The organism is Pseudomonas fluorescens (assembly GCF_902497995.1).
GTDB classification, from domain to species: Bacteria; Pseudomonadota; Gammaproteobacteria; order Pseudomonadales; family Pseudomonadaceae; genus Aquipseudomonas; species Aquipseudomonas fluorescens_BK.
This window is the reverse complement of the sequence record NZ_CABVII010000013.1, coordinates 86,661-112,054: the sequence shown is the minus strand read 5'-3', so window position 1 is coordinate 112,054 and position 25,394 is coordinate 86,661. Positions and strand designations below refer to the sequence as shown.

General features: G+C 61.9%; 25 protein-coding genes. 13 read left to right on the top strand and 12 right to left on the bottom strand.

Going from position 1 to position 25,394, the window contains the following annotated elements; genetic code table 11:
- Window positions 1-20: 20 nt before the first annotated feature.
- Window positions 21-719 carry a CoA transferase subunit A gene (locus F8N80_RS16750; protein WP_150746084.1) on the bottom strand — a complete coding sequence of 233 codons (699 nt, stop codon included), beginning with the start codon at window positions 717-719 and terminating at the stop codon, window positions 21-23.
- A 156-nt stretch (window positions 720-875) separates the two neighbouring features.
- Here F8N80_RS16750 and F8N80_RS16745 point away from each other — a divergent pair, with 156 nt between their 5' ends.
- The gene (locus tag F8N80_RS16745; RefSeq protein ID WP_150746102.1) at window positions 876-1,778 is read left to right on the top strand and encodes a LysR family transcriptional regulator; all 903 of its coding nucleotides are present in this window, start codon (window positions 876-878) and stop codon (window positions 1,776-1,778) included.
- Between the two features lie 283 nt (window positions 1,779-2,061).
- On the opposite strand, the gene F8N80_RS16740 is transcribed toward F8N80_RS16745, so the two are convergent.
- Window positions 2,062-3,108 (bottom strand): class I SAM-dependent methyltransferase, encoded by a 1,047-nt coding sequence (locus tag F8N80_RS16740; RefSeq protein ID WP_150746085.1) that lies wholly within the window; start codon window positions 3,106-3,108, stop codon window positions 2,062-2,064.
- Between the two features lie 422 nt (window positions 3,109-3,530).
- Between F8N80_RS16740 and F8N80_RS16730 the strand changes: the two genes are divergently transcribed.
- Window positions 3,531-4,370, top strand: coding sequence for an HvfB family MNIO-type RiPP peptide maturase (locus F8N80_RS16730; protein ID WP_150746087.1), 840 nt, complete (start codon window positions 3,531-3,533; stop codon window positions 4,368-4,370).
- The gene (locus F8N80_RS16725) at window positions 4,363-5,121 is read left to right on the top strand and encodes an HvfC family RiPP maturation protein (RefSeq protein ID WP_150746088.1); all 759 of its coding nucleotides are present in this window, start codon (window positions 4,363-4,365) and stop codon (window positions 5,119-5,121) included. Before F8N80_RS16730 ends, F8N80_RS16725 begins: the two co-directional genes overlap by 8 nt.
- A gap of 206 nt (window positions 5,122-5,327) precedes the next feature.
- On the opposite strand, the gene F8N80_RS16720 is transcribed toward F8N80_RS16725, so the two are convergent.
- Both F8N80_RS16720 and F8N80_RS16715 read right to left on the bottom strand, forming a co-directional pair.
- Window positions 5,328-6,641 (bottom strand): ATP-binding protein, encoded by a 1,314-nt coding sequence (locus tag F8N80_RS16720; protein ID WP_150746089.1) that lies wholly within the window; start codon window positions 6,639-6,641, stop codon window positions 5,328-5,330.
- On the bottom strand, window positions 6,638-7,378 hold the full coding sequence (locus F8N80_RS16715) for a response regulator (protein WP_150746090.1): 741 nt from the start codon (window positions 7,376-7,378) through the stop codon (window positions 6,638-6,640). The genes F8N80_RS16720 and F8N80_RS16715 overlap by 4 nt, the downstream gene beginning before the upstream one ends.
- 305 nt (window positions 7,379-7,683) lie before the next feature.
- On the opposite strand from F8N80_RS16715, the gene F8N80_RS16710 reads away from it, so the two are divergent.
- From F8N80_RS16710 to F8N80_RS16695, 3 genes are all read left to right on the top strand, one after another.
- Window positions 7,684-7,947 (top strand): DUF2790 domain-containing protein, encoded by a 264-nt coding sequence (locus tag F8N80_RS16710; RefSeq protein WP_150746091.1) that lies wholly within the window; start codon window positions 7,684-7,686, stop codon window positions 7,945-7,947.
- Between the two features lie 48 nt (window positions 7,948-7,995).
- Complete coding sequence (locus F8N80_RS16705; RefSeq protein ID WP_150746092.1) at window positions 7,996-8,250, top strand: hypothetical protein; 255 nt, start codon at window positions 7,996-7,998, stop codon at window positions 8,248-8,250.
- A gap of 171 nt (window positions 8,251-8,421) precedes the next feature.
- Window positions 8,422-9,648, top strand: coding sequence for a cytochrome c biogenesis protein DipZ (locus F8N80_RS16695; protein ID WP_150746093.1), 1,227 nt, complete (start codon window positions 8,422-8,424; stop codon window positions 9,646-9,648).
- A gap of 86 nt (window positions 9,649-9,734) precedes the next feature.
- Here F8N80_RS16695 and F8N80_RS16690 read toward each other — a convergent pair whose 3' ends face one another.
- Window positions 9,735-10,727 carry an AraC family transcriptional regulator gene (locus tag F8N80_RS16690; protein WP_150746094.1) on the bottom strand — a complete coding sequence of 331 codons (993 nt, stop codon included), beginning with the start codon at window positions 10,725-10,727 and terminating at the stop codon, window positions 9,735-9,737.
- A 195-nt stretch (window positions 10,728-10,922) separates the two neighbouring features.
- Between F8N80_RS16690 and F8N80_RS16685 the strand changes: the two genes are divergently transcribed.
- Window positions 10,923-11,192: a DUF4242 domain-containing protein gene (locus F8N80_RS16685; protein WP_150746095.1), complete on the top strand. Its 270-nt coding sequence runs from the start codon at window positions 10,923-10,925 to the stop codon at window positions 11,190-11,192.
- A 50-nt stretch (window positions 11,193-11,242) separates the two neighbouring features.
- A complete protein-coding gene (locus F8N80_RS16680) occupies window positions 11,243-12,055 on the top strand; it encodes a class I SAM-dependent methyltransferase (protein WP_150746096.1) in 813 nt (270 codons plus the stop codon).
- 136 nt (window positions 12,056-12,191) lie between these two features.
- Here the strand turns inward: F8N80_RS16680 and F8N80_RS16675 are convergent, their stop codons facing one another.
- Window positions 12,192-13,118 carry a universal stress protein gene (locus tag F8N80_RS16675; protein WP_150746097.1) on the bottom strand — a complete coding sequence of 309 codons (927 nt, stop codon included), beginning with the start codon at window positions 13,116-13,118 and terminating at the stop codon, window positions 12,192-12,194.
- A gap of 202 nt (window positions 13,119-13,320) precedes the next feature.
- Here F8N80_RS16675 and F8N80_RS16670 point away from each other — a divergent pair, with 202 nt between their 5' ends.
- Window positions 13,321-14,394 carry an NAD(P)-dependent alcohol dehydrogenase gene (locus F8N80_RS16670; protein WP_150746098.1) on the top strand — a complete coding sequence of 358 codons (1,074 nt, stop codon included), beginning with the start codon at window positions 13,321-13,323 and terminating at the stop codon, window positions 14,392-14,394.
- Window positions 14,395-14,553: 159 nt separating this feature from the next.
- On the opposite strand, the gene F8N80_RS16665 is transcribed toward F8N80_RS16670, so the two are convergent.
- Window positions 14,554-14,940 (bottom strand): DUF488 domain-containing protein, encoded by a 387-nt coding sequence (locus F8N80_RS16665; RefSeq protein WP_150746099.1) that lies wholly within the window; start codon window positions 14,938-14,940, stop codon window positions 14,554-14,556.
- A gap of 6 nt (window positions 14,941-14,946) precedes the next feature.
- Window positions 14,947-15,669 carry a phosphatidylcholine synthase gene (gene pcsA, locus F8N80_RS16660; protein WP_150746100.1) on the bottom strand — a complete coding sequence of 241 codons (723 nt, stop codon included), beginning with the start codon at window positions 15,667-15,669 and terminating at the stop codon, window positions 14,947-14,949.
- A 312-nt stretch (window positions 15,670-15,981) separates the two neighbouring features.
- Between pcsA and F8N80_RS16655 the strand changes: the two genes are divergently transcribed.
- The gene (locus F8N80_RS16655) at window positions 15,982-16,710 is read left to right on the top strand and encodes a tellurite resistance TerB family protein (RefSeq protein ID WP_150784296.1); all 729 of its coding nucleotides are present in this window, start codon (window positions 15,982-15,984) and stop codon (window positions 16,708-16,710) included.
- A 137-nt stretch (window positions 16,711-16,847) separates the two neighbouring features.
- Here F8N80_RS16655 and F8N80_RS16650 read toward each other — a convergent pair whose 3' ends face one another.
- Window positions 16,848-17,300: a cupin domain-containing protein gene (locus F8N80_RS16650; RefSeq protein WP_150749144.1), complete on the bottom strand. Its 453-nt coding sequence runs from the start codon at window positions 17,298-17,300 to the stop codon at window positions 16,848-16,850.
- A 193-nt stretch (window positions 17,301-17,493) separates the two neighbouring features.
- On the opposite strand from F8N80_RS16650, the gene F8N80_RS16645 reads away from it, so the two are divergent.
- From F8N80_RS16645 to ligD, 3 genes are read left to right on the top strand one after another with little or no spacing between them, the layout of a single operon-like run.
- A complete protein-coding gene (locus tag F8N80_RS16645) occupies window positions 17,494-18,876 on the top strand; it encodes an iron-containing redox enzyme family protein (RefSeq protein ID WP_150749143.1) in 1,383 nt (460 codons plus the stop codon).
- Window positions 18,877-18,886: 10 nt separating this feature from the next.
- The gene (locus F8N80_RS16640) at window positions 18,887-19,882 is read left to right on the top strand and encodes a methyltransferase (protein ID WP_150749142.1); all 996 of its coding nucleotides are present in this window, start codon (window positions 18,887-18,889) and stop codon (window positions 19,880-19,882) included.
- On the top strand, window positions 19,879-22,569 hold the full coding sequence (ligD, locus tag F8N80_RS16635) for a DNA ligase D (RefSeq protein ID WP_150749141.1): 2,691 nt from the start codon (window positions 19,879-19,881) through the stop codon (window positions 22,567-22,569). The genes F8N80_RS16640 and ligD overlap by 4 nt, the downstream gene beginning before the upstream one ends.
- A 205-nt stretch (window positions 22,570-22,774) precedes the next feature.
- On the opposite strand, the gene F8N80_RS16630 is transcribed toward ligD, so the two are convergent.
- The 3 genes from F8N80_RS16630 to glyA all read right to left on the bottom strand — a co-directional run bounded on the left by F8N80_RS16630 (window position 22,775) and on the right by glyA (window position 25,055).
- Window positions 22,775-23,056 carry a DUF3303 domain-containing protein gene (locus F8N80_RS16630; protein WP_150747579.1) on the bottom strand — a complete coding sequence of 94 codons (282 nt, stop codon included), beginning with the start codon at window positions 23,054-23,056 and terminating at the stop codon, window positions 22,775-22,777.
- A 212-nt stretch (window positions 23,057-23,268) separates the two neighbouring features.
- A complete protein-coding gene (locus F8N80_RS16625; RefSeq protein WP_150747578.1) occupies window positions 23,269-23,670 on the bottom strand; it encodes a hypothetical protein in 402 nt (133 codons plus the stop codon).
- Between the two features lie 128 nt (window positions 23,671-23,798).
- A complete protein-coding gene (gene glyA / locus F8N80_RS16620) occupies window positions 23,799-25,055 on the bottom strand; it encodes a serine hydroxymethyltransferase (RefSeq protein WP_150747577.1) in 1,257 nt (418 codons plus the stop codon).
- Window positions 25,056-25,394 lie beyond the last annotated feature (339 nt).

Below are 25,394 nucleotides of genomic sequence, written 5' to 3'. Positions count from 1 at the left end.
TTCGGTCCGGGGGCAGGGGATCACTTACGCACGGTGCGCTGTTCGATGCGCTTTTCGAACGTGCCGCAAATGATCCGGTCGACGTAGATGCCAGGGGTGTGGATCTGCGCCGGGTCCAGCTCTCCGGGTTCGACGATTTCTTCGACTTCGACCACGGTGATCTTGCCGGCGGTGGCGGCCAGCGGGTTGAAGTTCTGGGCGGTGTGGCGATAGATCACGTTGCCGAAATGGTCGGCTTTCCAGCCTTTGACGATGGCGAAGTCGCCGGTGATGGATTCTTCCATCAGGTACTTGCGGCCATGGAATTCGCGCACTTCCTTGCCTTCGGCGACCGGAGTGCCGACGCCGGTGGCGGTGAAGAAGGCCGGGATGCCGGCACCGCCTGCGCGCATTTTTTCGGCGAGGGTGCCTTGCGGGGTCAGGATCACTTCGATTGCGCCGCTGAGCAGTTGCTCCTCGAACATCTTGTTCTCGCCCACGTAGGAGGCCACTACTTTGCTGATCTGCCGGTCTTCCAGCAGAACGCCGAGACCGAAACCGTCGACGCCGCAGTTGTTGGAGACCACGGTGAGGTCACGAGTGCCTTTGCGCTTGATCTCGGCGATCAGGTTTTCCGGGATCCCGCACAGGCCGAAGCCGCCGGCGATCACGGTCATGCCGTCTTCAAGACCTGCCAGGGCTTCCTCGTAGGAACTCACGCGCTTGTCGAAACCTGCCATATGCACCTCTTTTATTCTTAATGGGCGGCTGGCTAGCCGAATGGAATGAAGTGTCTCGCTGCTGGATTTATTTGTTAAGTTGATTTTTAAGGTAGATTGATAGATAAAACTCACCAATGGGGTGGGTGAATGCGTATTACGTTGGAGACAGTGTTCATGACAGTCAAGCAGATCCGTGCATTCCTGGCCGTGGCCCAGAGCCTGAGCTTTGCCGTGGCCTGCGAGCGTTTGCACCTGTCGCAATCGGCGTTGAGCCTGACCATCAAGGCGCTGGAAGAGGGTCTGGGCGGGCGTTTGTTCACCCGCAACACGCGCAATGTGGCGCTGACCCCGGAAGGTGAGTCGCTGGTACCGCTGGCGCGGCGGTTGATTGCCGATTGGGACAATGCCGAGGATGAGCTGCGCCAGCGCTTCACCCTGCAGCGCGGTCGTGTGACCCTGGCAGCGATTCCGTCGTTTGCCGGCAACCTGCTGCCGCCGATCCTCAAGACTTTCCGCGCGCGGTATCCCAAGGTCAACGTCACCGTGAACGACGTGATCAACGAGCAAGTGCTGGAAATGGTGCGTGATCGACAGGTGGAGCTGGGGGTGGCGTTTGAACCGACGCAGAGTGCTTCGCTGCAATTCACGCCGTTGTACATGGACCGGTTTGTGGCGGTTGTGCCGCATGATTCTGTTTTGGCAGAACTGCGCGATATCGACTGGCCGACATTGCTTGAACAACCCTTCATCACCTTGCAGCGGCCGTCGACGGTGCGGGTGATGCTCGAAGAACACTTGCAGGCTCGGGGCATGAAATTGCCGGTGGAATTTGAAAGCCATCAGTTGGCGACGATCGGAAGGATGGTCGCCAGCGGGTTGGGGGTGAGCGCGGTGCCGGCCCTGTGCGCCGGGCAGATGCGGGAGCTGGGCGCGCGATGCCTTACCTTGCGCGATCCGGTGGTGGAGCGGGCGATCGGGGTATTGACCAAACCGGGGGTGGAACTGTCGACGGCGGCGCAGGCGTTGTTCGATATCCTTAAAGAAGAAAATTTGGGCCCACAGATTTCCATGAGCTGATCACAGTCACCTGTGGGAGAGCCTGCTCGCGAAGGCGGCCTCAAGCGTTGCACCGCCCATGAAGACGCCTTCGCGGGCAGGCTTGGCTCCTACGGGGGTTCGGCGTTTTCCCACCATCCACTGGTCCGCAGCTGATCCTGTAGGAGCGAGGCTTGTCGGATCGCCGCACCGCAGCGAAGGCGGCTTCGAACCTTGCAGCGGCCATGAAGCGCCTTCGCCGGCAAGCCTGGCTCCTACAGTAAGCGGTAAGCAGTCAGCCATCAGCCGTCCGCGTCAGCGGTCTCTATTTACGCGCCTCCAGAATCAGGTTGAACGGGGTTTCCGTCGCCCGACGGAACGTCTTGAACCCCGCCTCGGTGAAAACCTTGCGCAACCGCGCCTCGCCCGCCTGGGCACCGAGGCCGAGGCCGACTTCCTGGGACAGCGAGTTCGGGGTGCAGATGAAGGTCGAGGCGGCGTAGAACAAGCGGCCAACCGGGGTGATGTTGTCGTCGAGCGAGTCGTTGGCGAACGGTTCCACCAGCAGTACCGTGCCGTCCGGTTTCAGCGACTCATAGGCGTGCCGCGCCGCGCCCACCGGGTCGCCCATGTCATGCAGGCAGTCGAAGTAGCAGACCAGGTCATAGTCGTTGCCGGGGTAGCTTTTTGCCGTGCCCTGGAAGAACCGCGCACGCCCGGACACGCCACCTTCTTCGGCGCGCTGGGTGGCCACGGTGATGGAGGGGGCGTGGTAGTCGAAACCGACGAACCGCGAATCCGGGAACGCCTGGGCCATGATCACAGTGGAAGCGCCATGGCCGCAGCCGATGTCCGCTACTTTGGCGCCAGCCTCCAGTTTGGCGACCACACCTTCGAGTGCCGGTAGCCATTCGGCGATCAAATGCGCTTTGTAGCCTGGCCGGAAGAACCGCTCCGTGCCGCTGAACATGCACGGATGGTGATCGCCCCAGGCGAGGGCGCCGTTGCCGCGCATGGCGTTGACCAGTTTGTCCTTGTCATGGAAAAACGATGCGAGCACGCCGATACCGCCCGCCAAATAGACCGGCGAGTCTTCGTTCGCCAGCGCGAGGGCTTGCTCTTCGGGCAGGCGGAACTGGCCGTCGCGGTGTTCCATGTAACCGGAGGCGGCGTGGGCACTGAGCCATTCACGCAGCAAGCGGGCGTTGCAGCCGGTCTTGTCGGCGAGTGTTTCAGGGGTGATCGGCTGGCTGTCGGCCATGGCCCGGTACAGTCCGAGCTCTTCGCCGAGGATGACATTGGCCAGCATCGCCGCGCCGCCCATGTCGTTCACCAGTTTTCCCATGAAATCATTGAGTCTGGCCTCGTCCATCACGTGCGCTCCTGTGGCAGGATCACGGTCCAGAGGCGCGGTTTTTCGAGGTGTCCAGCCCTGGGCGGTGGTCGTGGAATGATCAGGACGATGAGTACGTCCTGCGTGCATTCAGTTTAGTCCGGGGGCGGTGCAGCGCTGGCTGGAGCGACGAAAGTCGTTGTTAGCCAAATCTCCCTGACCCGCACCGATACCCTGTGGGAGCGGGCTTGCTCGCGAAGAGGCCGTGTCAGACGGCATTGATGTTGAATGTCACACCGCTTTCGCGAGCAAGCCCGCTCCCACAGGGGGAGGTGTGTATCCCACTGTATCCAACCCCCTCCTCGATACAGTACCTCCCATTCCGGGGGGCGGCCGTACACAGTCCCGATACACCCCTGCGATCAACTGGATTGCATTCTGGCAACCTTGGGATCGACATCATGCACACCCCCCTCACATCAGCGAAGGCCAGCGTCGGGCTTGGCCTGCGTCGCGGTTTAATGAAAGACCTCCAGGCCGCTGCGGTGGGCGATTTCGACTTTCTGGAAGTCGCGCCGGAGAACTGGATCGGTATCGGCGGCGCCCATGGCGCGGCATTGCAGGCATTGGCCGAGCGTTATCCGTTGTCCTGTCACGGCTTGTCCCTGTCACTGGGCGGGCCGGCGCCGCTGGACGTGGGTTTTGTGCAAGAGGTTCGGGTTTTTCTCGATCACTACAAGGTGCCGCTGTACAGCGAACACCTGAGCTACTGCAGCGATGACGGCCACCTTTACGACCTGCTGCCGTTGCCTTTTACCGAAGAAGCGGTGCATCACGTGTCCGCGCGAATCCGTCAGGCCCAGGACATCCTCGGTCGGCGCCTGGCGGTGGAAAACGTCTCCTACTACGCCGCGCCACAGCAGGACATGGACGAGGTGACCTTCACCAACGCGGTGCTGCGCGAAGCCGACTGCGACCTGTTGCTGGACGTCAACAATGTGTACGTCAACTCGATCAATCACGACTTCGATCCGCAGGCCTTCCTCGCTTGTATCGACTCGGACCGCGTGGTGGCGATGCACGTGGCGGGGCACTTCGATGAGTCCGACACCTTGAAAATCGACACCCACGGCGCTTCGGTCAAACCGGTGGTCTGGTCGTTGCTGGCCCAGGCTTACGGCCGGTTCGGCGCGCAGCCGACCTTGCTGGAACGGGATTTCAATTTTCCTGCGTTCTCGGAGCTGGTGGCCGAATTGCAGACTATTCGCCGCCTGCAAGCCGTGGAGGTGAACCGTGGATAAGCACTCGCTGCGGCAGCAGCAAACGGCGATGGGCCTATACCTGCGCGATCCCGAGCATTGCGCGCCGCCGGCCGGGATGGACGTGGCGCGGGCACAGGTTTACCGCGAGCTGATTTTATCGAACCTGTCATCGTTGCTCAGCGGGACCTTTCCGGTGCTGATCAAGATGCTTGGCGATGAACACTGGCGCTCTCTGGTGCGCGGCTTCTTGCGGGACTACCGCGCGCGCACGCCGAAATTCGGCGAAATCGCCGAGGAATTTGTCGAATTCATCGCCTCTGAACCGCAGGCCTTGAGCGCAGGGCCGTGGCCGCCGTTCATGATCGAACTGGCGCATTACGAGTGGATCGAGATGGTGCTGCAACAGTCCGAAGCCGAGCCCTTGCCGGCCAGCGATGCCGGGTTGCTGCTGGATCGATCGTTGCAGGTTTCGCCACTGGCCTGGCCCTTGGCCTATGCCTGGCCAGTCCAGCGGGTCGGGCCGGATTATCGACCTGAAGCGCCACCGGTTCAGCCGACGCTGCTGTTGGTGCGTCGAACCGAGGACTGGAGTGTGAAGTTTTCCGAACTGAGTCCGTTGGCGTGGCGGTTGTTGCAGCGGATCGGCGAGTTTCCCGAGCTCAATGGCCGCGCGCAGCTGGAAGGGTTGGCGGTGGAGGCGGGTGTCGCCGGGTCGTCGGCGTTCATCGACAACGGGCTGGCAGTGTTGCGGCAGATGCATGGGGAGGGCGTGGTGGGCGTCGTCGCCTAGGCGCGATCGCCCAATCACCACCAATCAACTGTGGGAGCGAGCTTGCTCGCGATAGCGGTCTTTCAGCCGACATCAATGTTGAATGTGAGGCCCTCTTCGCGAGCAAGCTCGCTCCCACATTGGATTGGTGGTGTTGCCGTGCGCTGTGTTTTACCGTTGAAACACGCGTAACTTTTTCCCCAATCTCCGGGAAATCCCCCTCCCTTTCAACGCCCCGCCTTATTACCCGGCAACCTGAGCTCCGCGCACAAACCTCCGCCTTCACGACGACTCAACGTCAACGACCCTCCGAGCGCCAACGCCAATTGCTGCGCAATCGCCAACCCCAGTCCGGTGCCACCGGTGCTGCGGTTTCGTGAGTTTTCCACGCGGTAGAACGGCTCCATCACATGGGCCAGTTCCTCTTCGGCAATGCCTGGGCCACGATCCATCACCTTCACCGACAAATTGCCGTCCGCCTTCGACTCCACCCATAACTCGGCGGCGCCGGCGAACTTCAGCGCATTGTCCGTCAGGTTCACCAGCACCCGGCGCAGGGCGTGGGGCCGGGTGTTGATCACCGCGTCGCTTTTGCCGCCGAGCTGCACGTCCTTGCCCATGTCCTGATAGTCGAACACCAGGCTGTCGAGGAACGAATCCAGATCGGTGCGACGACTCTCCTCGGTGGAACCGTGAACGCTGCGGGCATAGGCCACGCCTTCGCGCACCAGGTGTTCCATCTCGCCGAGGTCGTTCCACAGTTTGTCTTTTTCGCTGGAGTCATCCATGAATTCGGCGCGCAATTTCATGCGGGTGATCGGGGTTTGCAGGTCGTGGGAGATCGCCGCCAGCAGCTGCATGCGTTCCTTGAGGTAGGCGGCGATGCGCGCCTGCATGGCATTGAACGCCTTGGCGGCATGGGCGACTTCGGTCGGGCCTTTCTCGTCCAGATGCACCGCGTGGGTGTTGGGGTCCAGGTTTTCCACCGCCTGGGCGAGGCGGGTGAGAGGGCGGATGGCGATTCTCACGGCCAGCCAGGTGCAGGCGATCATCAGCGCCAGTTGGCCCAGCAACACCATGGGCAACCACGGCGACAACGGCAGCATCGCCGGTCGTACATCGATGGTCACCGGGCTGCCGTCAGCCAGCTTCAGGTGGACCTGGAAGCGTTTTATCGGGCCGGGAATGTCGGTAACGGTCATCGGGTAATCCTGGCCGATGGCGTCCTTGATCGAAGTCACCGCGATGGGGGTGTCGCTCATGGGCATGCCCGGCGAGCCCTCGTCCAGCAAATAGCGGTAATTGCGCCGTTCCAGTTGTTGCAGCCAGTTGGCACGTTCTTCGGCCGGCAAGCGGTCGAGGATGGCGATGGAGGTCGAGACATCGGTTTCCAGATTGCCCAGCATGGTGTTTTTCGCGCTTTCGTAACGCTCGTAATACTGCGCGCCGAAGGACAAGGCCTGCGCCAGGATCAGGCCGATCAGGAAAATCAGCGACAAGCGCGAGGCAAGGGTGCGTGGCCAACGTATCGCGAGGTTCATGAAGGCGCACCCAGCACCTCCACCGGAAGGGAAAATACATAGCCTTCACTGCGCACGGTCTTGATGTACGCCGGCTCGCGGGCGTCGTCCAGCAAGCGTTGACGCAAGCGACTGACCAGCAAGTCGATGGAACGGTCGAACAGGTCGGCGTCGCGGCCCTGGGTCAGGTTCAGCAACTGGTCGCGAGTGAGCACCCGCTGTGGATGATCGAGGAACACCCGCAGCAGCCGATACTCGGCACCACTGAGCGCGACCATGGTGCCGTCGTCATCGAGCAAGTGCCGGGCGGAGGTGTCCAGGCGCCAGCGGCCGAAGGCCAGCAAGCGACCGCTTTCGGTGATCACCAGGTTCGGCGGCAGCATCCGCGTGCGGCGCAATACGGCGTTGATACGCGCGAGCAGTTCACGGGCGGCGAACGGCTTGACCAGGTAATCGTCGGCGCCCATTTCCAGGCCGATGATGCGGTCGGTTTCATCATTGCGGGCGGTGAGCATCAATACCGGGGTGGCCTTGTGTTTGCCGGCACGCAACTCGCGGCAGAGCATCAGGCCATCGTCGCCGGGCATCATGATGTCGAGCACGATGAGGTCCACCGGCGTGGATTCGAGGAAGGCGCGCATTTGTCGCCCGTCCGCCACGACGGTGGTGCGCAGGCCGTTCTTTTTCAGGTAGTTGCCTACCAGCTCTCGAATTTCGCGGTCATCGTCCACGATGAGAATGTGATTGACGTGTTCCATGGGGCCAAGCCTCTGTAAATGGGGGATGTCGCGCAGTCTATCGAGCCTTGGCGCGCCTGCCCGCAACCCTTTGTATTGCAGTGTATCTGGTGTGGCAGCGGATACATGCAGACGCAAAAACACTGTTTTTCAGCGGTTTTGTATCGCTGTGTATCACGGGGCGGCTCTGATACGTACCGATTTACACGCGCCTGTTTTTGACACAGACGAGATACCTCGCGGGCTTCTAATGGGTTCCATCGAGGCAAGCCAGGACGCCTCGGCCCAATCAACGATTGACCTGTCGAAGCCTTGAGGAAACCACCATGAACACCAAAGCCGTCGTCACCGCCTGCCTGTTTGCCGCACTGAACATCTGCACCCTGTCGGCCCGCGCCGAAGCCGATGTCACCCCTCAAACCTACACCTACGGCACGCACCTGGACATCAGGAAAGTGATCTCGATGAAACAGGACGCCACGCCTTCCTGCGGGATTGTGGATGCCCAGCTGACCTACCTGGATTCCGGGGGCAAAACCCAGGTCCTGGACTATCGCAAATTTGCTGACGGCTGCAACGAAGGCAACTGAGTCCTTTGCCTGGCGCTTGCCCATCCCCTTTGCAACAGGAACACCCTCATGAACAACCTATCGCGCTTTCTGACCGCCGCTGCCTTCTCCCTGGCCGGCACCGCCGCCCACGCCAATGCCGCCGTGGAACAAGGCAGCTGTGGCAGCGGCACCTGCTTCCAGCTAACCCCGGTGGCGAAGCAGGGCGCCAATGCCTTGCTTGCTCAGGATGGTGCCGGCCGGACTCCGCAGGGGCAATTGGTAGCAGAGAACGGCGGCAGCCGAACGCCACAGGGGCAATTGCTGGATAGCCAGACGGCCTGAAGCCAGGCGTTGCTTCTGTCAACACCACAGTTCCAATGTGGGAGCGGGCTTGCTCGCGAAGGCGGCGTGTCAGTCGACATCAATATCGAAGGTACTGGCCTCTTCGCGAGCAAGCCCGCTCCCACATTGGAACTGCGGTGTATCACCCCCTTAATTTTTCCAGGTGATCCCATGTTACTCATCGCGTTCCTGGGCGGCATATTGACCGTCCTCAGTCCCTGCATCCTTCCAGTCGTGCCGTTCCTGTTCGCCGGGGTCGACCGTACGCGTTCCTCGGTCCTGTTAACCCTCGGCGGCATGGTCCTGACCTTCGCCCTCATCTCCAGCCTGGCGGTGGTCAGCAGCGAGTGGGTGGTGCACGCCAACAACACCGGCCGCCACGTGGCCCTGATCGTGATGGTGCTGTTCGCCCTGTCGCTGATTTCCGCCCGGGTCGGTGGCTGGCTGGCGCGTCCATTCGTGCTGCTTGGCAACCGCCTCGACCCTGACACCCGCAAAATGTCCGGCCCACTGGGCTCGGTCATGATCGGCGTCGCCACCGGCCTGCTGTGGGCGCCGTGCGCCGGGCCGATCCTCGGCGTCATCCTCACCGGCGCCATGCTGCAAGGCGCAAACGCCCAGACCAGTCTGTTGCTGGTGGCGTACGGCCTGGGCAGTGCGTTGTCCCTGGGCACCCTGATCTTCGCCGGTCGCGGCCTGGTCAATCGCTTGAAAGCGTCGATCCCGGTCACCGGATGGCTGCGTCGTGGTACCGGTGTGGCTGTGCTGGCCGCCGCGGCGGTGATCTCCACCGGTGCCGACAAGACATTGCTGGCCGGCACCTCGTCCGAAGGCCTCGGCAGCCTCGAGAAAGGAGTGCTGGAAAGCGTACCGAAAGTCGTTGATTACTTCGTCAGCAAGGTCAAGGCCGACTCGACGATGGATAACGCCAAAGGCGCCATGCCGTCGATTTCCGGTGCCGTGGAATGGCTCAACTCGCCAGCGCTGACCAACGAGTCCCTGAAAGGCAAAGTCGTGCTGGTGGACTTCTGGACCTACGACTGCATCAACTGTCAGCACACGCTGCCTTACGTGAAGGACTGGGCGAATAAATACGAGAAGGATGGCCTGGTGGTGATCGGCGTCCATACCCCCGAATACGGCTTCGAACGCATCATCGCCAACGTCAAGGATCAGGTGGAAGAGCTCGGCATCACCTACCCGGTGGCGATCGATAACAACTACGCGATCTGGCGCAACTTCGACAACCAGTACTGGCCCGCGCACTACCTGATCGACGCCAAGGGCCAGGTCCGTTTCACCCACTTCGGCGAAGGCCGCTACGAGGCCCAGGAAAAAATGATCCAGCAGTTGCTGGAAGAAGCCAAGGCCAACGCCAAAGCCCCCGCGGCAGCGTAAATCCAAAAGCGTGACACAGAGCGTCACTGGAGGCGTTACCACGCAGAGCGTGGGAATGCAGCTCCGGAGGCTCCGCGTCCCTTGGATCAATGGCTCACAGGCTGCACGCCGTGGGCCATTGGCTTTTTCTCCTGACTGCGTCGCCACGCCGCCGGGGGCGCCCCGAACTCACGACGAAATGCCCGACTGAACGCCGTATCGGTCTGGTAACCCACCTCTTCGGCAATCCGCATCAATGAACTGTTGCTGCTGCGTAACAGGTTGGCCGCCAGCAGCATTCGCCACTGCGTCAGGTACTGCATCGGCGAAACCCCTACCAATAGTTGAAAGCGTTCCGCCAACACCGATCTCGAGGTACCGGCGGTGCGCGCCAGTTCATCCAGCGTCCAGGCGTGACAGGGTTTTTTATGCAGCGCATTCAGGGCTGCGCCGACGATCCGGTCGCTCACGCCCGCCAGCCAACCGGTACGGCCTTCGCCCTGTTCGTGCATGTACAGGCGCAACACCTCGATGAACAACACCTCGGCCAGCTTGGCCAGGACGCCTTCGCCGCCAGGGCGCGGCGACCGAGCTTCGGCCAGCGCATAACGCACCGAAGACTCCAGCCAGATCCCGGCATTCGAGCCGCGCACATTGACCCTGACCACGGCCGGCAATCCCGTCAGCAACATGCCCGCCAGCCGTGTGTCGCACGCCAGATAGCCGCACACCAGACGCGTGATCGCGCCACCGCCGCCATAGCTCAACTGCCGGGGACGGCGCGCCAGCACCACATCCAGCCGCGCACCGCTGGCGGGCGCGAGCCCCGGTCTGGAGCTCATGCGATGGGCGTCCCCTTGAGGGAACACCACCACATCGCCCGCCGTTAGAAGAAGGGGAGGATCGTCACCCAGTTCGACGTAACACTCGCCCTCGGTGATCAAGTGAAAGATCACCACCCGTTCGGCGCCGGGCTCCAGGAAGGGCGCCGCTGTGTCGGCGCTGGGCGACTGGTAGCACCAGGGTGCGGTGAACCTGGCATTGATGAAGATCGCGCCGACCAGGCGGACGACACGCAGGGTCTGGGACAGGGCGTCCATGTTGGGTTTCCCCTGTGCTCGGGGCTGCCTTTAATGATGAGATTGATTGTGAGCCTGTCGCGGCGCAAGGTGAACTCTCCGGACGATCGGGCAAGGTTGGCCGACGATCGGGCAGGACGCCAACGTTTCCCGGCGCGATAGTTGGCACACAGGGCCTACCGACCCTGTCATCAATAACAAGAATGAGAGGTTGCCATGCCGAAGTTCGTCATAGAACGCGAAATCCCAGGCGCTGGAACACTGTCAGAACGGGATTTGAAAGCCATCTCGCAAAAGTCGCGCAAGGTCTTGCGCGATCTGCCAGAAGTGCAATGGCTGCAGAGTTACGTCACCGGCGACAAGATCTACTGCGTGTACATCGCGCCGAATGAGGAGCTCATCCGGGAGCATGCCAAGCAGGGTGGTTTCCCGGCCAACAGCGTATCCCAGGTCATGAACATCATCGATCCCACGACGGCAGAGTAATCGAGCGCCCGTTGCTGGTCCGTTGTTCCAACCCGCCAGAGACAGTCTCCATGAGTACACCCATTGATCTTACTGCCCTGAAAAACCGTCAGATGGCCTCCTGGGCCAGCGGCGACTATGCCGTGATCGGTACCACGTTGCAGATTGTCGGCGAGCAACTTGCCGAAGCCTGCGACCTGCTCTGCGACGAACGTGTGCTCGACGTGGCCGCCGGCAATGGCAATGCGACGCTGGCCGCCGCCCGCCGTGGTTGTCATGTCACTTCCACCGACTACGTGGCTGCGCTGCTGGAGCGCGGCGAAGACCGGTCCAGGGCAGAACGCCTGGAAGTGACTTTCCAGGTGGCCGATGCCGAGGCATTGCCGTTCGAGGATGCCAGCTTCGATGCCGTGCTTTCGACCTTCGGTGTGATGTTTACGCCCGACCAGCCCAAGGCCGCCGGGGAACTGGCGCGGGTCTGTCGTCCCGGCGGCCGGATCGGCCTGGCCAACTGGACGCCCGAAGGCTTCGTTGGCCAGATGTTCAAGACCCTGGGCCGGCATTTGCCGCCACCGCCGGGCGCGCAACCGCCTTCGAACTGGGGCACCGAGGCCTGGCTGCACTCGCATTTCGATGAACGCAACTTTTTGCTCCAGGTGACGCGCAAGCACTTCAACTTTCGCTACCGCTCGGCCGCGCATTTCATCGACACGTTCCGCACCTGGTACGGCCCGGTCCACAAGGCGTTCGCGGCACTGCCCCCCGAAGGTGCACAGGCTTTGGAAAATGACCTGGCCGAGCTGCTGAACCGCTTGAACCGGGCGGGAGACAAGTCGATGGTGGTGCCGAGTGAGTACCTCGAGGTGGTCATCACAAGGCGTTGAGGATCTGATAGAAATCCCATGTGGGAGCTGGCTTGCTCGCGAAGGGGGGCGTGTCAGCCAACATCAATGGCGACTGACAGACAGCCTTCGCGAGCAAGCCCGCTCCCACATTGGTATGCGGTGCCTGGCCGACTACTCACTCATCCAGCCGCTCGGTATACACCACCCACACACTGCACGGCATTTTGTACAGCAGGTGCTCCACCGTGCTGCCGATCAGCCGGCCCAGCCCGCGATGGCCGACCCGACCCATGACAATCACATCGGTGTCATAGGCCTCGACAAAGCGGATCAGGACCTTGCCCGGACTGCCCATGATCATGTGCCGCTGTTCCGGCGCGATGCCGTTGCGCTCGGCCAGTTCGTGGAAGGCGTCTTCCTGATAGTCGTACAGGGTCTTGGCCTTGCCCGACGAGAAAAACGCCGAACCATTGTCGAAGCCGAACTCGTCCGCACTGATCGAGGAAAGATCGTAGGCATACACCACGTCGAGCTCGGCATTGCAGGCGCTGGCCAGTTTCGCCGCTTCATGCAGGATCCGGTCGTTGAAGGTCTTGTAGTGGTCATCGCGATGGAAGGGGTCGACCGCAGCGACGATCTTGCGGGGCAAGGCGTGCACCGCGTGGCTGACGAAGTGTAAAGGCACCGGACACTCACGCAGCAAATGCACATCGAGCGGGGTGAACATCAGCCGTGACCACAGCGATTCGTGCTCCAGCGCCTTGATCAGCACGTCCATCGGCTGCTCCTTGAGGTGCAGCAGGATTTCCTCCAACGGACGTTCGACCCAGGCGACCTCGGTGGTGACGTGCACGCCGATCTTGCGCAGGGGACGGGCCTGTTCTTCCAGCCACTGGCGATGGCGGTCGACGTAACCCAGGCGCATCTGCTCCAGAGCCTTTTCGTTGACCAGACTGGCAGTCGCCAGACCCTCCAGATAATCGAAAGCGACGATGTGCAACGCCGCATCTTCGGCCTTGGCCAGCGCCGCGGCGCGGTCGAAGGCGGGGCTGTGTTCCATCAGGGGCGAGGCGACCAGCATGAATCGTGATTGCTCAGACATGACGAACCTCCCGGGGGTTGACGAGCAGGTGGCGGCACCGCTGTAACGACCAGGGGTTCCGACTTTGCCGCCCGATGTGCAGTCATTTCATAGCCATTCAATCCCCTAAGTATTGACCATGATCAACCTCCCGTCCGTCAGCCCGGTGCAGGCTGTGGTTTGTGCTGAACTCATGCGCACGCGCACACTTGGGAGAACTGCCATGGCAACCATGAAAGCCGCGATATTCGTTGAGAAAAACCGCATCGTGCTCGACGACAAGCCTATCCCCGAAGTCGGGCCGCTGGATGCGCTGATCCGCATTACCACCACCACAATCTGTGGCACCGACGTGCACATCCTGCGTGGCGAATACCCCGTGGCCAAAGGGCTGACCATCGGTCACGAACCGGTGGGCATCATCGAACGGCTCGGTTCTCAGGTGCGCGGCTTTGTCGAGGGGCAAAGGGTGATTGCCGGCGCCATCACCCCCAGCGGGCAAAGTTATGCCTGCCTCTGTGGCTGCGGCTCACAGGATGGCGCGGACACCCGCCACGGCTTCAAGGCTGCTGGCGGCTGGAAATTCGGCAATACCATCGACGGCTGCCAGGCCGAGTACGTGCTGGTGCCGGATGCGCTGGCCAACCTGTGCCCGATTCCCGACGGCCTGAGCGACGAACAGGTGCTGATGTGCCCGGACATAATGTCCACCGGCTTTTCCGGCGCGGAGCGGGGCGAGGTCAACATCGGCGATACGGTCGCGGTCTTCGCCCTCGGGCCAATCGGCCTGTGTGCCGTGGCTGGCGCGCGCCTCAAAGGGGCGACCACCATCATTGGCGTCGACGCCGTGCCCGAGCGGATGAGCGTAGCGCGACAGTTGGGCGCGACCCATGTGATCAACTTCAAGGATGGCGACGTGGTCGCGCAGATCATGGCCCTGACCGAGGGTCGTGGCGTTGACGTGTCCATCGAAGCGCTGGGTACCCAGGGCACTTTCGAGTCCGCGCTGCGGGTGCTGCGCCCCGGTGGCCGTTTATCCAGCCTGGGGGTTTACTCCACTGACCTGCGTATCCCGCTGGATGCCTTTGCCGCGGGCCTGGGGGACTTGAGCATCGTCAGTACCCTGTGCCCCGGTGGCAAGGAACGGATGCGACGACTGATGGCGGTGGTGGAAAGTGGCGGGGTCGATCTGTCGCCGCTGGTGACCCATAGGTTCAAGCTCGACGACATTGAAACGGCGTATGAGCTGTTTGCACATCAGCGGAATGGGGTGATGAAGGTGGCGATTACGCCCTGAGCCTCCGGTTGCTTGTGCGACCGCTTTCGCGAGCAAGCCCGCTCCCACATTCTATCGAGTCAGCCGCAAAAACCGCGTACGACACCGATCAAGTGTGGGAGCGGGCTTGCTCGCGAAGGCGCTCTGTCAGTCCATAGAGAATTGTGGTGTTCGCGCCATCTATACAACCTTGGCGCCGCGCGCCTTCAGCAATTCGCGCAACACCGAGCGATGACAATGCTCCTCTTCCTCGCAATAACACCCAACAGCCAGCGACGTTTGATGGGAGAGGGCGGCCAATAGATCCAGTAACTGGCCGGGCGCGGGATGGTTCATTTCAGCCTTGAACTTGCGTCGAAATGCATCCCAGTCTTTCTGATCCTCCGCGGCCTTGGCTTGCGCAACCAGTTCCGCGCTGGGCGACAGCAGCGGCTGCCACACATCATAAAAATCCCGGCTGGCAAACTCGGCTTTCGGCACGCCCCGCGGCGGGCGGCGTACCGTGCCTATGCGCAGGCCTTCATCAGGCAGGCGCGGGGAGCCGAGCCGGACGATATGAATGGGCATGGCGGCCTACTTGTGCCGCGACGTGTCAAACCACTCCATCGCCGTACGCCAGATGCAGATACCCAGGAAATAAGCCGACATCAGCAGCCAAAGCCCCATGACCAGCGGGTTGATCACCGGATGATTGACCACCAGCGACAAGCTGCACAGCAGCCAGACGGCCGTCACCGCGATGTTGATCGGCATGAACTTGCGCACGCGGAACGGGTGCAGGAATTTCATCCGCGTCACCGTCAACAGTGCCAGGCCGATGACGGTGAGCAGGGTGATCCATGGCGATGGACCGATGATGTACAAGCACAGGGCGACCACGTTCCAGGCGGCGGGGAAGCCCTGGAAGTAGTTGTCCTTGCTTTTCATGTTGACGTTGCAGAAGCAGAACAGCGACGAGACCAGAATCAGCGACACGGTCAACAGCAGCGTGTAGTCCGGCAACGGGATGTAGCGATAGATGAACAGCGCCGGGATAAACACATACGTCAGGTAGTCGATCACCAGGTCGAGGACCGAGCCATCGAAACTCGGCAGTACCGACTGCACATTGACCTTGCGCGCCAGCGCGCCGTCCAGCCCGTCGACGATCAGCGCGACGCCCAGCCACAGCAGGCAGTTGGTGGGCTGGTTTTCCAGCAGCGCGAGGGTCGCGAGGAAAGCGGTGACCACGCCAGTGGCGGTAAAACCATGGGCGCCCCATGCTTTGAGCCTGGCGATGTGTAGAGTCGAAATCACGGGGGCGTTCTCCAGAATGTGAAGCAAGCCAGTCATCACCCACACGATCGGGGGCGGCGGCAAACCTGGTCGGGTTGCAGGTATCGACCGGGAATCCGGGAATAAGGTTCACCACCCATGAATCTTAGCTGCGCCACACAAAAAATACCCCGGATAAATCGGCAGGCATTATGGACCCGCGCTGCAGGTCGCGCGGCCATGGAAGGCAGAGTGCACGGCTCGGGTTTCACGTCAGCCAAACGGTGGTGGCGCAATGGCTGGCGAGGACTATCGTTGCCTGACTGGATCACTCCAACCAAAGAGGATGCCGTCATGAACACCAGCGATCTGCTCGAACAACTTCTGCGCGGTGCCGGCCAGGGCTCGATGCCGCAACAGGGCGGCCCCGGTGCTTCGGCCCAGGGTGGGCTTGGCGACCTCGGCGGATTGCTTGGCGGCCTGTTGGGCGGGGGTGCCGGTGCGGGTGCCGGTGCCGGTGGCCTGGGGGGCTTGCTCGGCGGTTTGCTGGGCGGCGGCTCACCCTCGGGTGGTTCGACCCGGGCCCGGTCGGGTGGCGGCACCAACTATGCCGCGCTGGCGTCGCTGGGAATGATGGCGTTCCAGGCGTATCAGGCCTGGCAACGCAGCCAGGCGGCGGCGCCGCAACAGGCACCGCGTACCGTGGACCTGCTGTCTGGCCCGGAAGTCGAAGACCACAGTCATGCGATCCTGCGGGCATTGATTGCGGCGGCCAAGGCCGACGGCCGGATCGATGACGCCGAGAAACAGATGATCAGCACCGAGATCGGCCGTCACACCGATGATCCGCAGTTGCAGCAATGGCTGGACGATGAAGTCGCCCGGCCGCTGGCCGCCGCCGATGTGGCGCAATCGGCCACGGACCCTGGCATGGCGGCGGAAATGTACCTGGCCAGTGTGATGCTGGTGGACGATCAGCAGGATGCCGAGCGCGGTTATCTGGATGAACTGGCTGCGGCGCTGGGCATTGATCCGGACTTGCAGGTGCATCTGGAGCAGCAGGCCAAGGGTGGCGTTGCTTGAGGTGCACCCTAAAAGCCACGTTGGCTGTCAGGCCGCCTTCGCGAACAAGCCCGCTCCCACATTGACCGCGTACTCAATGTGGGAGCGGGCTTGCTCGCGAAGAACGATAACGCGGTAAACCTGTTGAATCTCCACTTCTACGGTATCCCGGATGGTTTCGGCACCAGAAACGTAACCCCATAACGCTCGGCCACTTCAAATATCCGCGCTAAATCCTCCGGCACCCTGAGCCGATCCATCGCCGCAAAGAACTGCCCGCCCCGCGGATCGGACACCACCCCAATCATCTTCGCCGAGGTACTGAGGTTCTTGTAGGCATGGACGGTCCCGGCTGGGATATGCACATAACCACCGCTCGAAACCGTGTTGGATTTGCCCTCGACCGTCACTTCCACCTGCCCGTCGATGACATAGAAGGCTTCATCCCAGGGATGAAAGTGCGGCGGCGGCCCTCCGCCTTGCACCCCTTGCTGAATATGCACTTCAAAGGGCTTGGACAGATCACCACCGGCGAGAATCGTGATCGCCTCACCCACGACATTGACCGGCCCGGGGATGTTAGCCGCCTCGATGAGATGAACCGTGCGCATGATCGCTCTCCGAAGGATGGGTCCACACCCGTTGAGTATATTCACTCCAGTGCAAGCCAAGTGCCGCACCCGCAGCCGTCTGTCCGGGGCCTTTGAACACCAATGGAATTTTTCTGCGCAGCGGTCGCTCTGCTGATGTAGAGACGTGCTGATCCAGCGTCCTGCCACTGGCCTCAGACCGAGAGATGCATCCATGACTGCCCTGACACGACTTGAATCCAGGCCTGCCCACGAATATTCGATTCCCGGCGCCGGCAGCGTTAAGCAAATCTACGAGCAACTGCTGCTGAGCGACGGTGCGCAGCACCGGCATGCACTCGCTCAAAGCTTTCTGCAGACCCAGTTGCAGCGAGCGGCGCAACTGCCGGACGAGTTGCCGCAGGACCTGTCGGAATTGCAAGGTTTTGTCGAACAACACAGCATCGCCGTCGCCCGGCAATACGCCGACTACCTGCAACAGCGCAAGGAGGGCGGACCGCGGCAGTTCTTCAGCAACAAGGCGCACGCGCTGTTTTTTCTGCAGTCTGTTGCCCCGACCAAACGGGTGGACGGTGCCTGGCTGTATGGCCTGCTGCGGCATTGGCGCGACCCGCGTTTCGAAGGCCTGATTTGCACTTACCTGGAAGAGTTGGGCGAGGGCAATCCGGCGCAGAACCACGTGGTGATCTACCGCAGACTGCTCGCCGAGCATGGCTTGGACAGCGGCGTGATCGCTGACGAGTATTACCTGCAAGGCGCGGTGCAGTTGGCGCTGGGTGAATGCAGCGATGAGTGTCTGCCTGAGGTGATCGGCTACAACCTCGGCTACGAGGTGCTGCCGCTGCACTTGTTGATCAGTGCTTATGAACTCGGCGAGCTGGGCATCGATCCGTATTACTTCACCCTGCACGTGACCATCGACAATGCCAGCACCGGCCATGCGCACAAGGCTGTGCAGTCGGTGTTGCAGCTGCTGCCGATCGAAGGTGATCGCGAGGCGTTTTTGCGCCGGGTCGCATGGGGCTACCGGCTTAATGATCTGGGGCAGGGCAGCCGCGCGATTATCGAGTCCTTCGACTTGTACGGCGAAGTGCTGGACATGCTGGAACGTAAACGTCCGTTCGGCCAGCACATGCATTCCGACTACTGTCGCTTCGAGGGCAAGACCGTCAACCAATGGTTGTCGGCGCCCGGGCAGTTGCCCGGCTTCCTCGCTGCCCTGGAAGAAAAGGGCTGGATCAAGCGTCACCAGGACCCGCAGGCCAGCCGCTTCTGGCAATTGATCGACGGCGACGGCGCGGCCATGTTCGGGGTGTTCAGCCCCTATGAAAAACAGTTGCTGCATGACTGGATCGGCGGAAACTGGAGACCTGAGCATTTGCCCGCAGCGGTGCGACGGGGCACTGGCGCCTCGGCAGAACCGCCGGTGCCCGCCAATGATCCGGATATCGCGAGCCTGCACGCCGCGCTGGAGGGACTGGCCGCCCACGAGCAGATGCAGGTGCTGATCCCATGGCTGTCGGCCCACCGGCATTCCCACCCGGCTGGCCTGATGGCCACGCGACGGTTTATCGAACTCAAATCCAGCCTTCGATAGGGAGCCTGTGATGAATCAGGAAGCACAACTGGGCGCTGCCGATCTGGCATTGCTGCAACTGGGTCGCCGCTTGCAGGCCGACGGCTACCGTTTTATCACGCCGACGCCGCTGACCCACCAGCGGGTCAATGATCGCGCGTTCGGACAAAGCGCCCGGACCCTGCGCGAAATTTTTGGCTGGTCGCGGTCGTTCGAGCCCGGCCTGTTGTCGGTGGACGAACAGCGACAGTTGGAACAAGCGGGCGTCCTCGAGCAGAGCAATGGGCGGCTGAGAAGTCGTGTGCGCTGGTCTAGCCTCGATGATCTGCTGTTCGTGCATTCCGGGTTCCCCACCGATGCCGCTGACGCGGTGTTCTTCGGCCCCGACACCTACCGTTTCGCCCAGCTGATTCACACGCATCTGCAACAGAACTTCGCGCCGACCAGGCGTGCGGTCGACATCGGCTGTGGCGCCGGAGTCGGAGCGATCGTGATTGCCCGCGCGCGTCGTGAGGCCCAAGTGCTGGCCGTCGACATCAACCCGGCGGCGCTACGCCTGACAGCGGTCAACGTCGCGCTCGCCGAAGTGGCCAACGTCAGCATCGAAGCCAGCGATGTGCTGCAGGACGTCGACGGCAACTTCGACCTGATCGTTGCCAATCCACCCTACATGGCCGACCCCGCCGGGCGTGCCTACCGCCACGGCGGCGGAGCGCTTGGCGAACAGTTGTCGCTGCGTATCGTCGAGCAGGCCCTGTATCGACTGGCCCCCGGCGGCTCGCTGGTGCTGTACACCGGCGTGGCGATGATCGATGGTTGCGACCCGTTTCTGGCCGCACTGACCCCGCGTCTTGAGTCGCCGCTGTTCGGCTGGACGTACCGCGAACTCGACCCCGATGTGTTCGGTGAGGAGTTGTTGACCCAAGGCTATCAACGCGTGGAGCGGATTGCCGTGGTGGCGTTGATCGTCACGCGCATCGGCCCCGGCATCGGGGGCATCGTGACCTCGCCTGCAGGTGGGCCATGAACAGGAATCTGGACGATTACAACCGCATGCGCGACTTCTCGGCGACCTCTGAACCGGCCGCCAAGCGCTCGCGCAAAAAAAAAGCGCAAGACCATGCCCTGCAATTCTGCATCCAGAAGCATGATGCCTCGCGCCTGCATTACGACTTTCGCCTGGAACTCGACGGCGCCCTGAAAAGCTGGGCGGTGCCCAAGGGGCCGTCACTCGATCCCAAGGTCAAGCGCCTGGCAGTCCACGTTGAAGACCATCCGCTGGACTACGCCACGTTCGAGGGCAGCATCCCCGAAGGGCATTACGGCGCCGGCGACGTGATCGTCTGGGACCGTGGCGTGTGGATTCCCCAGGAGGATCCGGCCAAGGCCTACGCCAAGGGCAAGCTCAAGTTCGAGCTGCAGGGCGAGAAGCTCGGCGGGTTGTGGAACCTGGTGCGCACGCACATGCCGGGCAAGCAGGAGCAATGGTTTCTGATCAAGCACCAGGACGGCGCGGCCAAACCCGAAAGCGAGTACGACGTGGTCGCCGCCGAGCCCGACAGCGTGCTCAGTGACCGGACCATCGTCCCCAAAAAATCGAAGACTGCGGACAAGCCCAAACCCGTGAAGAAACCGGCCGCAGCGGCGCGCAAGGAAAGGGCGACGCCTTTGACCGGCGCCCGCAAAGCCAAACTGCCGGAACAGCTCAAGCCGGAACTGGCAACCCTGGTCGAGAAGGCCCCGGACGGTGACTGGAGCTATGAGATCAAGTTCGACGGCTATCGGATCATGGCGCGCATCGACCACGGCAAGGTCCAACTGTTTACGCGCAATGGTCACGACTGGACCCACAAGCTGCCGGGACAAGTCCAGGCGCTGGCAGCACTGGGCCTCGAATCAGCCTGGCTCGACGGCGAAATGGTGGTGGCCAACGACCAGGGCGTGCCGGACTTCCAGGCCTTGCAGAACGCCTTCGATTCCGGCCGCAGCGGCGCCATCCTGTACTACCTGTTCGACATGCCCTACCTCAACGGCGTGGACCTGCGCGAAGTGCCCGTCGAGGAGCGCAGGGCCGCGCTGGCGACAGTTCTCAAACCCAATGAACACCCGCTGCTGCGGTTCTCCGACGCGTTTGGCGAAGAACCGCAAGCCTTGCTCAATAGCGCCTGCCAGATGCGCATGGAAGGGCTGATCGGCAAGCGGCTGGGGTCGCCCTACGTGTCCCGGCGCAGCAGCGACTGGATCAAGCTCAAGTGCAAGCATCGCCAGGAATTCGTGCTGGTCGGCTTCACCGATCCAAAAGGTTCGCGCAATGGGTTCGGGGCCTTGTTGCTGGGGCTGCATGACCGCGACAGTGGCGAACTGCGCTACGCCGGCAAGGTCGGCACCGGCTTCAACGAGACCACGCTCAAACACATCCACGAGCAACTGAAACCCTTGCAGGTGAAAAAACCGCCCGTGGTCAATCCACCGACTGGCTTCGACGCCAAAGGCGTGCATTGGCTCAAGCCGACGCTGCTGGCGGAAGTGGCCTTTGCCGAAATGACCAAGGAAGGCTCGGTGCGCCATGCGGTGTTCCATGGCCTGCGCGACGACAAACCTGCCGAAGACATTACCGAGGAGCGTCCGAAAGCCGTGAAGACTTCGACCTCGAAAACTGCTGTTTCGAAGGCTGCTGCTGCGAAAACTGCTGCTCCAAAGACGGCTGCTGCGCAAGCTGCCGCGATAAAGACTGCCGCTTCAAAAACTGCCGCTACCAAAAAAAGCGCCGCTGAAAAGCCAGCCACCAAGATGAAAACCATCGAACCCGCACCTTCACAAATCGGCCTGGGCAAGGGCAAGGTGCGCATCACCCACCCGGACCGAGTGATCGACGCCAGCAGCGGCACCACCAAAGTGCAACTGGCCGAGTATTACGCCAGCGTCGCCGAATGGATATTGCCCGAACTCAAGGACCGGCCCGTGGCATTGGTGCGCGCCCCGGACGGCATCGCCGGCGAGCTGTTTTTCCAGAAGAACGCCGAACGCCTGGCCATTGCGGGAATCACCACCCTGGACAAGGCCCTCACCGGTCAACCGGTGATGATCATCAACAACGCCGAAGCCCTGATCGGCGCCGTGCAGATGAGCACGGTGGAACTGCACACCTGGAACGCCACATCCGACAACCTCGACAAACCCGACCGCTTCGTCCTTGACCTGGACCCGGACCCGGCGCTGCCCTGGAAACGCATGGTCGAGGCGACTCAACTGACGCTTTCGGTGCTCGATGAACTGGGGCTCAAGGCCTTCCTCAAGACCAGCGGCGGCAAGGGCATTCACCTGGTGGTGCCACTGACCCGCAAGCTGGGCTGGGACGAGGTCAAGGACTTCAGTCATGCCATCGTCAGCCACATGGCCAAATTGCTGCCGGATCGTTTTTCCGCGGTCTCCGGCCCGAAGAATCGGGTCGGACGGATCTTCATCGATTACCTGCGCAACGGACTGGGAGCCACCACCATCTGCGCCTACGCCGTGCGGACTCGCGAAGGGCTACCGGTGTCGGTGCCGGTCTTTCGCGAGGAGGTGGGTGAGCTCAAGGGGGGGAATCAATGGAATGTGCACACTGTGCATGAGCGGCTGGCAGAGGTGGGCGATGGACCCTGGGCGGACCTGAAGAAAACCCGGCAGACCATCACCGCCGAGATGCGGCGGCGGGTGGGGATGAAGAAGTAGAGACTCGTACTCCGGGACGATTTGTGGGTGTCCACAAGACCTGAGCCCGACAAAATCCACTGTGGGAGCGGGCTTGCTCGCGAAAGCGGTCTCATAGTCACTGCGATTCTAAATGGGCTGCCGTCTTCGCGAGCAAGCCCGCTCCCACAGATACCGGAGGGTGCTCGAGAGGAGGGACGGCGAGCAGGGCCCGCCGCCCGGATGACTATTGCTTGCTGACAACGGCTGCTAGTAACGGCGCCGCCTGCTCATCGGTCAACGCCGCATGGACTTCCATGTTCATGAGGTCATTCCATTGCAGCACCCACTTCTGAATCTGTACGACATCATCGGTTTCGGCGATGCCAAACCCGCTGGAGCCACCGACGGCGTGCCAGCGCCCCAGCATCTTCACGCCTTCGGGTGGAGCCCCCTTGGTCTCGAGAAAGCGCTGGATCACGCTGTTGCGGTTTTGCGGGCTGATAGTCCAACTGACCATGAATAACATTCGCCACCTCCCGTTACGGATTGGCACCTGTTGATCTTCGCGCACCTGGCTGGCGCCGGGACCACGGTCACGCCTGTCTTGCCGGCTTCATCCTGGCCGGCCTGAAACGATTTCTCCCATGAAAAGGCATAGCAGCGGGCCAGAATCCGCGTATGACCGCTGATCCTGTTTCGTTGTCTTTGCAAGAAAAGGCGCGGGAACGGGGCCAAGGATCAGGCATCGCGCAACAGGTCGTTGGCATTGAGCAGATCGTAGGCAACCTCGGGACGTTTCTCCAGACCGCGGCGAATGGCCGCCGGAATCGACTGCCGGGTCTTGCGGCACAAGCCGGGCAGTTCGCCGATGGAAATGGCGATGCCGCGCATGGTCCGTACTTCGTTGAACCCGGGGGCGATCTCCACCCGGATACCCAGCTGCTCGTACATCCGCTGCTGCAACCGTTCGAGGTCGCTCAGGCTCTGCAGGTTTTCCAGGCGCTCGACCAGGCGCTTTTCCTCCGAGCGGGTCAGGAACAGAATGCGCACGTCCGCGCCCGGGGTGTCCAGCAGCGGGTCACGCCCGCAGTCGCAGGCGCCGGGCGGGCAGGGTTGGCGGATTGGCGGCGTGGTCGTCATGGGGATCAATCATAGAGCGCTCCGGTCAGGTTTGCCCATAGGATCGCGAGTCTGCGTCTACGCGCTTGAATTCAAGGCGCTGTTCATCCGTCTGCGCGAACGGGAGGGACCAGCCCTCCCGCTGACATTCAGTCGCGATACACAGGGAAATCCCTGCACAACGCAGCGGCCTGACGGGCGACATTGGCCTCGACATCGGCATCACCAAGGTGATCGAGAATGTCGCAGATCCAACCCGCCAGCTCGACGCTCTGGGCTTCCTTGAAACCACGGCTGGTGATCGCCGGGGTGCCGATGCGCAGGCCGGAGGTCACGAACGGCGATTGCGGATCGTTCGGTACGGCGTTCTTGTTCACGGTGATACCGGCGCGGCCGAGGGCGGCGTCGGCGTCTTTACCGGTCAGGCCTTGGCGGATCAGGCTGACCAGGAACAGGTGGTTGTCGGTGCCGCCGGACACCACGTCGTAGCCACGGTCGATAAAGATTTTCGCCATGGCCTGGGCGTTGCGGATCACCTGCGCCTGATAGGTCTTGAAGGCAGGCTCCAGCGCTTCCTTGAAACACACGGCCTTGGCGGCGATCACGTGCATCAGCGGTCCGCCCTGGCCACCGGGGAACACGGCGGCGTTGAGTTTTTTCTCCAGTTCCGGGTTGGACCTGGCCAGGATCAAACCACCACGAGGGCCGCGCAGGGTCTTGTGGGTAGTGGTGGTGACCACATCGGCGTACGGCAGCGGGTTCGGGTACAAACCGGTCGCCACCAGTCCTGCGACGTGGGCCATGTCGACGAACAGATAGGCACCCACTTTGTCAGCGATCTGACGGAAGCGCGGGAAGTCCAGGGTCTTCGAATAGGCGGAGAACCCGGCGATAAGCATTTTTGGCTGGTGCTCGACCGCCAGGCGCTCGACTTCGTCGTAATCGATCAGCCCGGTGTCGGTGTCGATGCCGTACTGCACCGCGTTGTAGAGCTTGCCGGAAAAGCTGACCTTGGCGCCGTGGGTCAAATGGCCGCCGTGGGCCAGGCTCATGCCCAGCACGGTATCGCCGGCTTGCAGCAACGCCAGGTACACCGCGGCGTTCGCCTGGCTGCCGGAGTGTGGCTGGACGTTGGCGTAGTCGGCGCCAAACAGCTGTTTGGCGCGATCGATGGCCAGTTGCTCGACCACGTCGACGTGCTCGCAGCCGCCGTAATAGCGCTTGCCCGGATAGCCTTCGGCGTACTTGTTGGTCAGCCCGCTGCCTTGCGCCTCCATCACCCGTTGGCTGGTGTAGTTCTCCGACGCGATCAATTCGATGTGGTGCTCTTGCCGCGCGTCCTCGGCGTTGATCGCCGCCAGCAATTCGTCGTCGTAGCCTTTGATCTGGTCGTGCTTGCTGAACATGGTGGAATCCTCTGTTGTTCTTGGAAGGTATGACATGCCCTTGTGGGAGCGAGGCTTGCCCGCGAAGAGGCCCTTGAGACCGCTAAAAGCTTCGCGGGCAAGCCTCGCTCCTACAGGGATGCGGTGTTCTAGCTATCCCGCGCCGGGTGATGAGTCGTTTTTTTCCCGGCTGTGGTCGGCAGTGGAGGTTGACGAGCAAGTGCGATGCCAATAACAGTTATTCTTTAAAAATCAATAAGTTGAGATATTTTCGTGAGAAATGACTGAGCTTTGCGTATTGAAATCAATACAGGTACGGTGGAAGTTGGAACACAGAGGGAGTCGAACTGGAGGAATGCG

What these genes read in the sequence shown, in the direction of transcription:
- F8N80_RS16750 (WP_150746084.1), bottom strand. Translation starts at nt 719, where the DNA reads ATGGCAGGTTTCGACAAGCGCGTGAGTTCCTACGAGGAAGCCCTGGCA.
- F8N80_RS16745 (WP_150746102.1), top strand. Translation starts at nt 876, where the DNA reads ATGACAGTCAAGCAGATCCGTGCATTCCTGGCCGTGGCCCAGAGCCTG.
- F8N80_RS16740 (WP_150746085.1), bottom strand. Translation starts at nt 3,108, where the DNA reads ATGGACGAGGCCAGACTCAATGATTTCATGGGAAAACTGGTGAACGAC.
- F8N80_RS16730 (WP_150746087.1), top strand. Translation starts at nt 3,531, where the DNA reads ATGCACACCCCCCTCACATCAGCGAAGGCCAGCGTCGGGCTTGGCCTG.
- F8N80_RS16720 (WP_150746089.1), bottom strand. Translation starts at nt 6,641, where the DNA reads ATGAACCTCGCGATACGTTGGCCACGCACCCTTGCCTCGCGCTTGTCG.
- F8N80_RS16715 (WP_150746090.1), bottom strand. Translation starts at nt 7,378, where the DNA reads ATGGAACACGTCAATCACATTCTCATCGTGGACGATGACCGCGAAATT.
- F8N80_RS16710 (WP_150746091.1), top strand. Translation starts at nt 7,684, where the DNA reads ATGAACACCAAAGCCGTCGTCACCGCCTGCCTGTTTGCCGCACTGAAC.
- F8N80_RS16705 (WP_150746092.1), top strand. Translation starts at nt 7,996, where the DNA reads ATGAACAACCTATCGCGCTTTCTGACCGCCGCTGCCTTCTCCCTGGCC.
- F8N80_RS16695 (WP_150746093.1), top strand. Translation starts at nt 8,422, where the DNA reads ATGTTACTCATCGCGTTCCTGGGCGGCATATTGACCGTCCTCAGTCCC.
- F8N80_RS16690 (WP_150746094.1), bottom strand. Translation starts at nt 10,727, where the DNA reads ATGGACGCCCTGTCCCAGACCCTGCGTGTCGTCCGCCTGGTCGGCGCG.
- F8N80_RS16685 (WP_150746095.1), top strand. Translation starts at nt 10,923, where the DNA reads ATGCCGAAGTTCGTCATAGAACGCGAAATCCCAGGCGCTGGAACACTG.
- F8N80_RS16680 (WP_150746096.1), top strand. Translation starts at nt 11,243, where the DNA reads ATGAGTACACCCATTGATCTTACTGCCCTGAAAAACCGTCAGATGGCC.
- F8N80_RS16675 (WP_150746097.1), bottom strand. Translation starts at nt 13,118, where the DNA reads ATGTCTGAGCAATCACGATTCATGCTGGTCGCCTCGCCCCTGATGGAA.
- F8N80_RS16670 (WP_150746098.1), top strand. Translation starts at nt 13,321, where the DNA reads ATGGCAACCATGAAAGCCGCGATATTCGTTGAGAAAAACCGCATCGTG.
- F8N80_RS16665 (WP_150746099.1), bottom strand. Translation starts at nt 14,940, where the DNA reads ATGCCCATTCATATCGTCCGGCTCGGCTCCCCGCGCCTGCCTGATGAA.
- F8N80_RS16655 (WP_150784296.1), top strand. Translation starts at nt 15,982, where the DNA reads ATGAACACCAGCGATCTGCTCGAACAACTTCTGCGCGGTGCCGGCCAG.
- F8N80_RS16650 (WP_150749144.1), bottom strand. Translation starts at nt 17,300, where the DNA reads ATGCGCACGGTTCATCTCATCGAGGCGGCTAACATCCCCGGGCCGGTC.
- F8N80_RS16645 (WP_150749143.1), top strand. Translation starts at nt 17,494, where the DNA reads ATGACTGCCCTGACACGACTTGAATCCAGGCCTGCCCACGAATATTCG.
- F8N80_RS16640 (WP_150749142.1), top strand. Translation starts at nt 18,887, where the DNA reads ATGAATCAGGAAGCACAACTGGGCGCTGCCGATCTGGCATTGCTGCAA.
- ligD (WP_150749141.1), top strand. Translation starts at nt 19,879, where the DNA reads ATGAACAGGAATCTGGACGATTACAACCGCATGCGCGACTTCTCGGCG.
- F8N80_RS16630 (WP_150747579.1), bottom strand. Translation starts at nt 23,056, where the DNA reads ATGTTATTCATGGTCAGTTGGACTATCAGCCCGCAAAACCGCAACAGC.
- F8N80_RS16625 (WP_150747578.1), bottom strand. Translation starts at nt 23,670, where the DNA reads ATGACGACCACGCCGCCAATCCGCCAACCCTGCCCGCCCGGCGCCTGC.
- glyA (WP_150747577.1), bottom strand. Translation starts at nt 25,055, where the DNA reads ATGTTCAGCAAGCACGACCAGATCAAAGGCTACGACGACGAATTGCTG.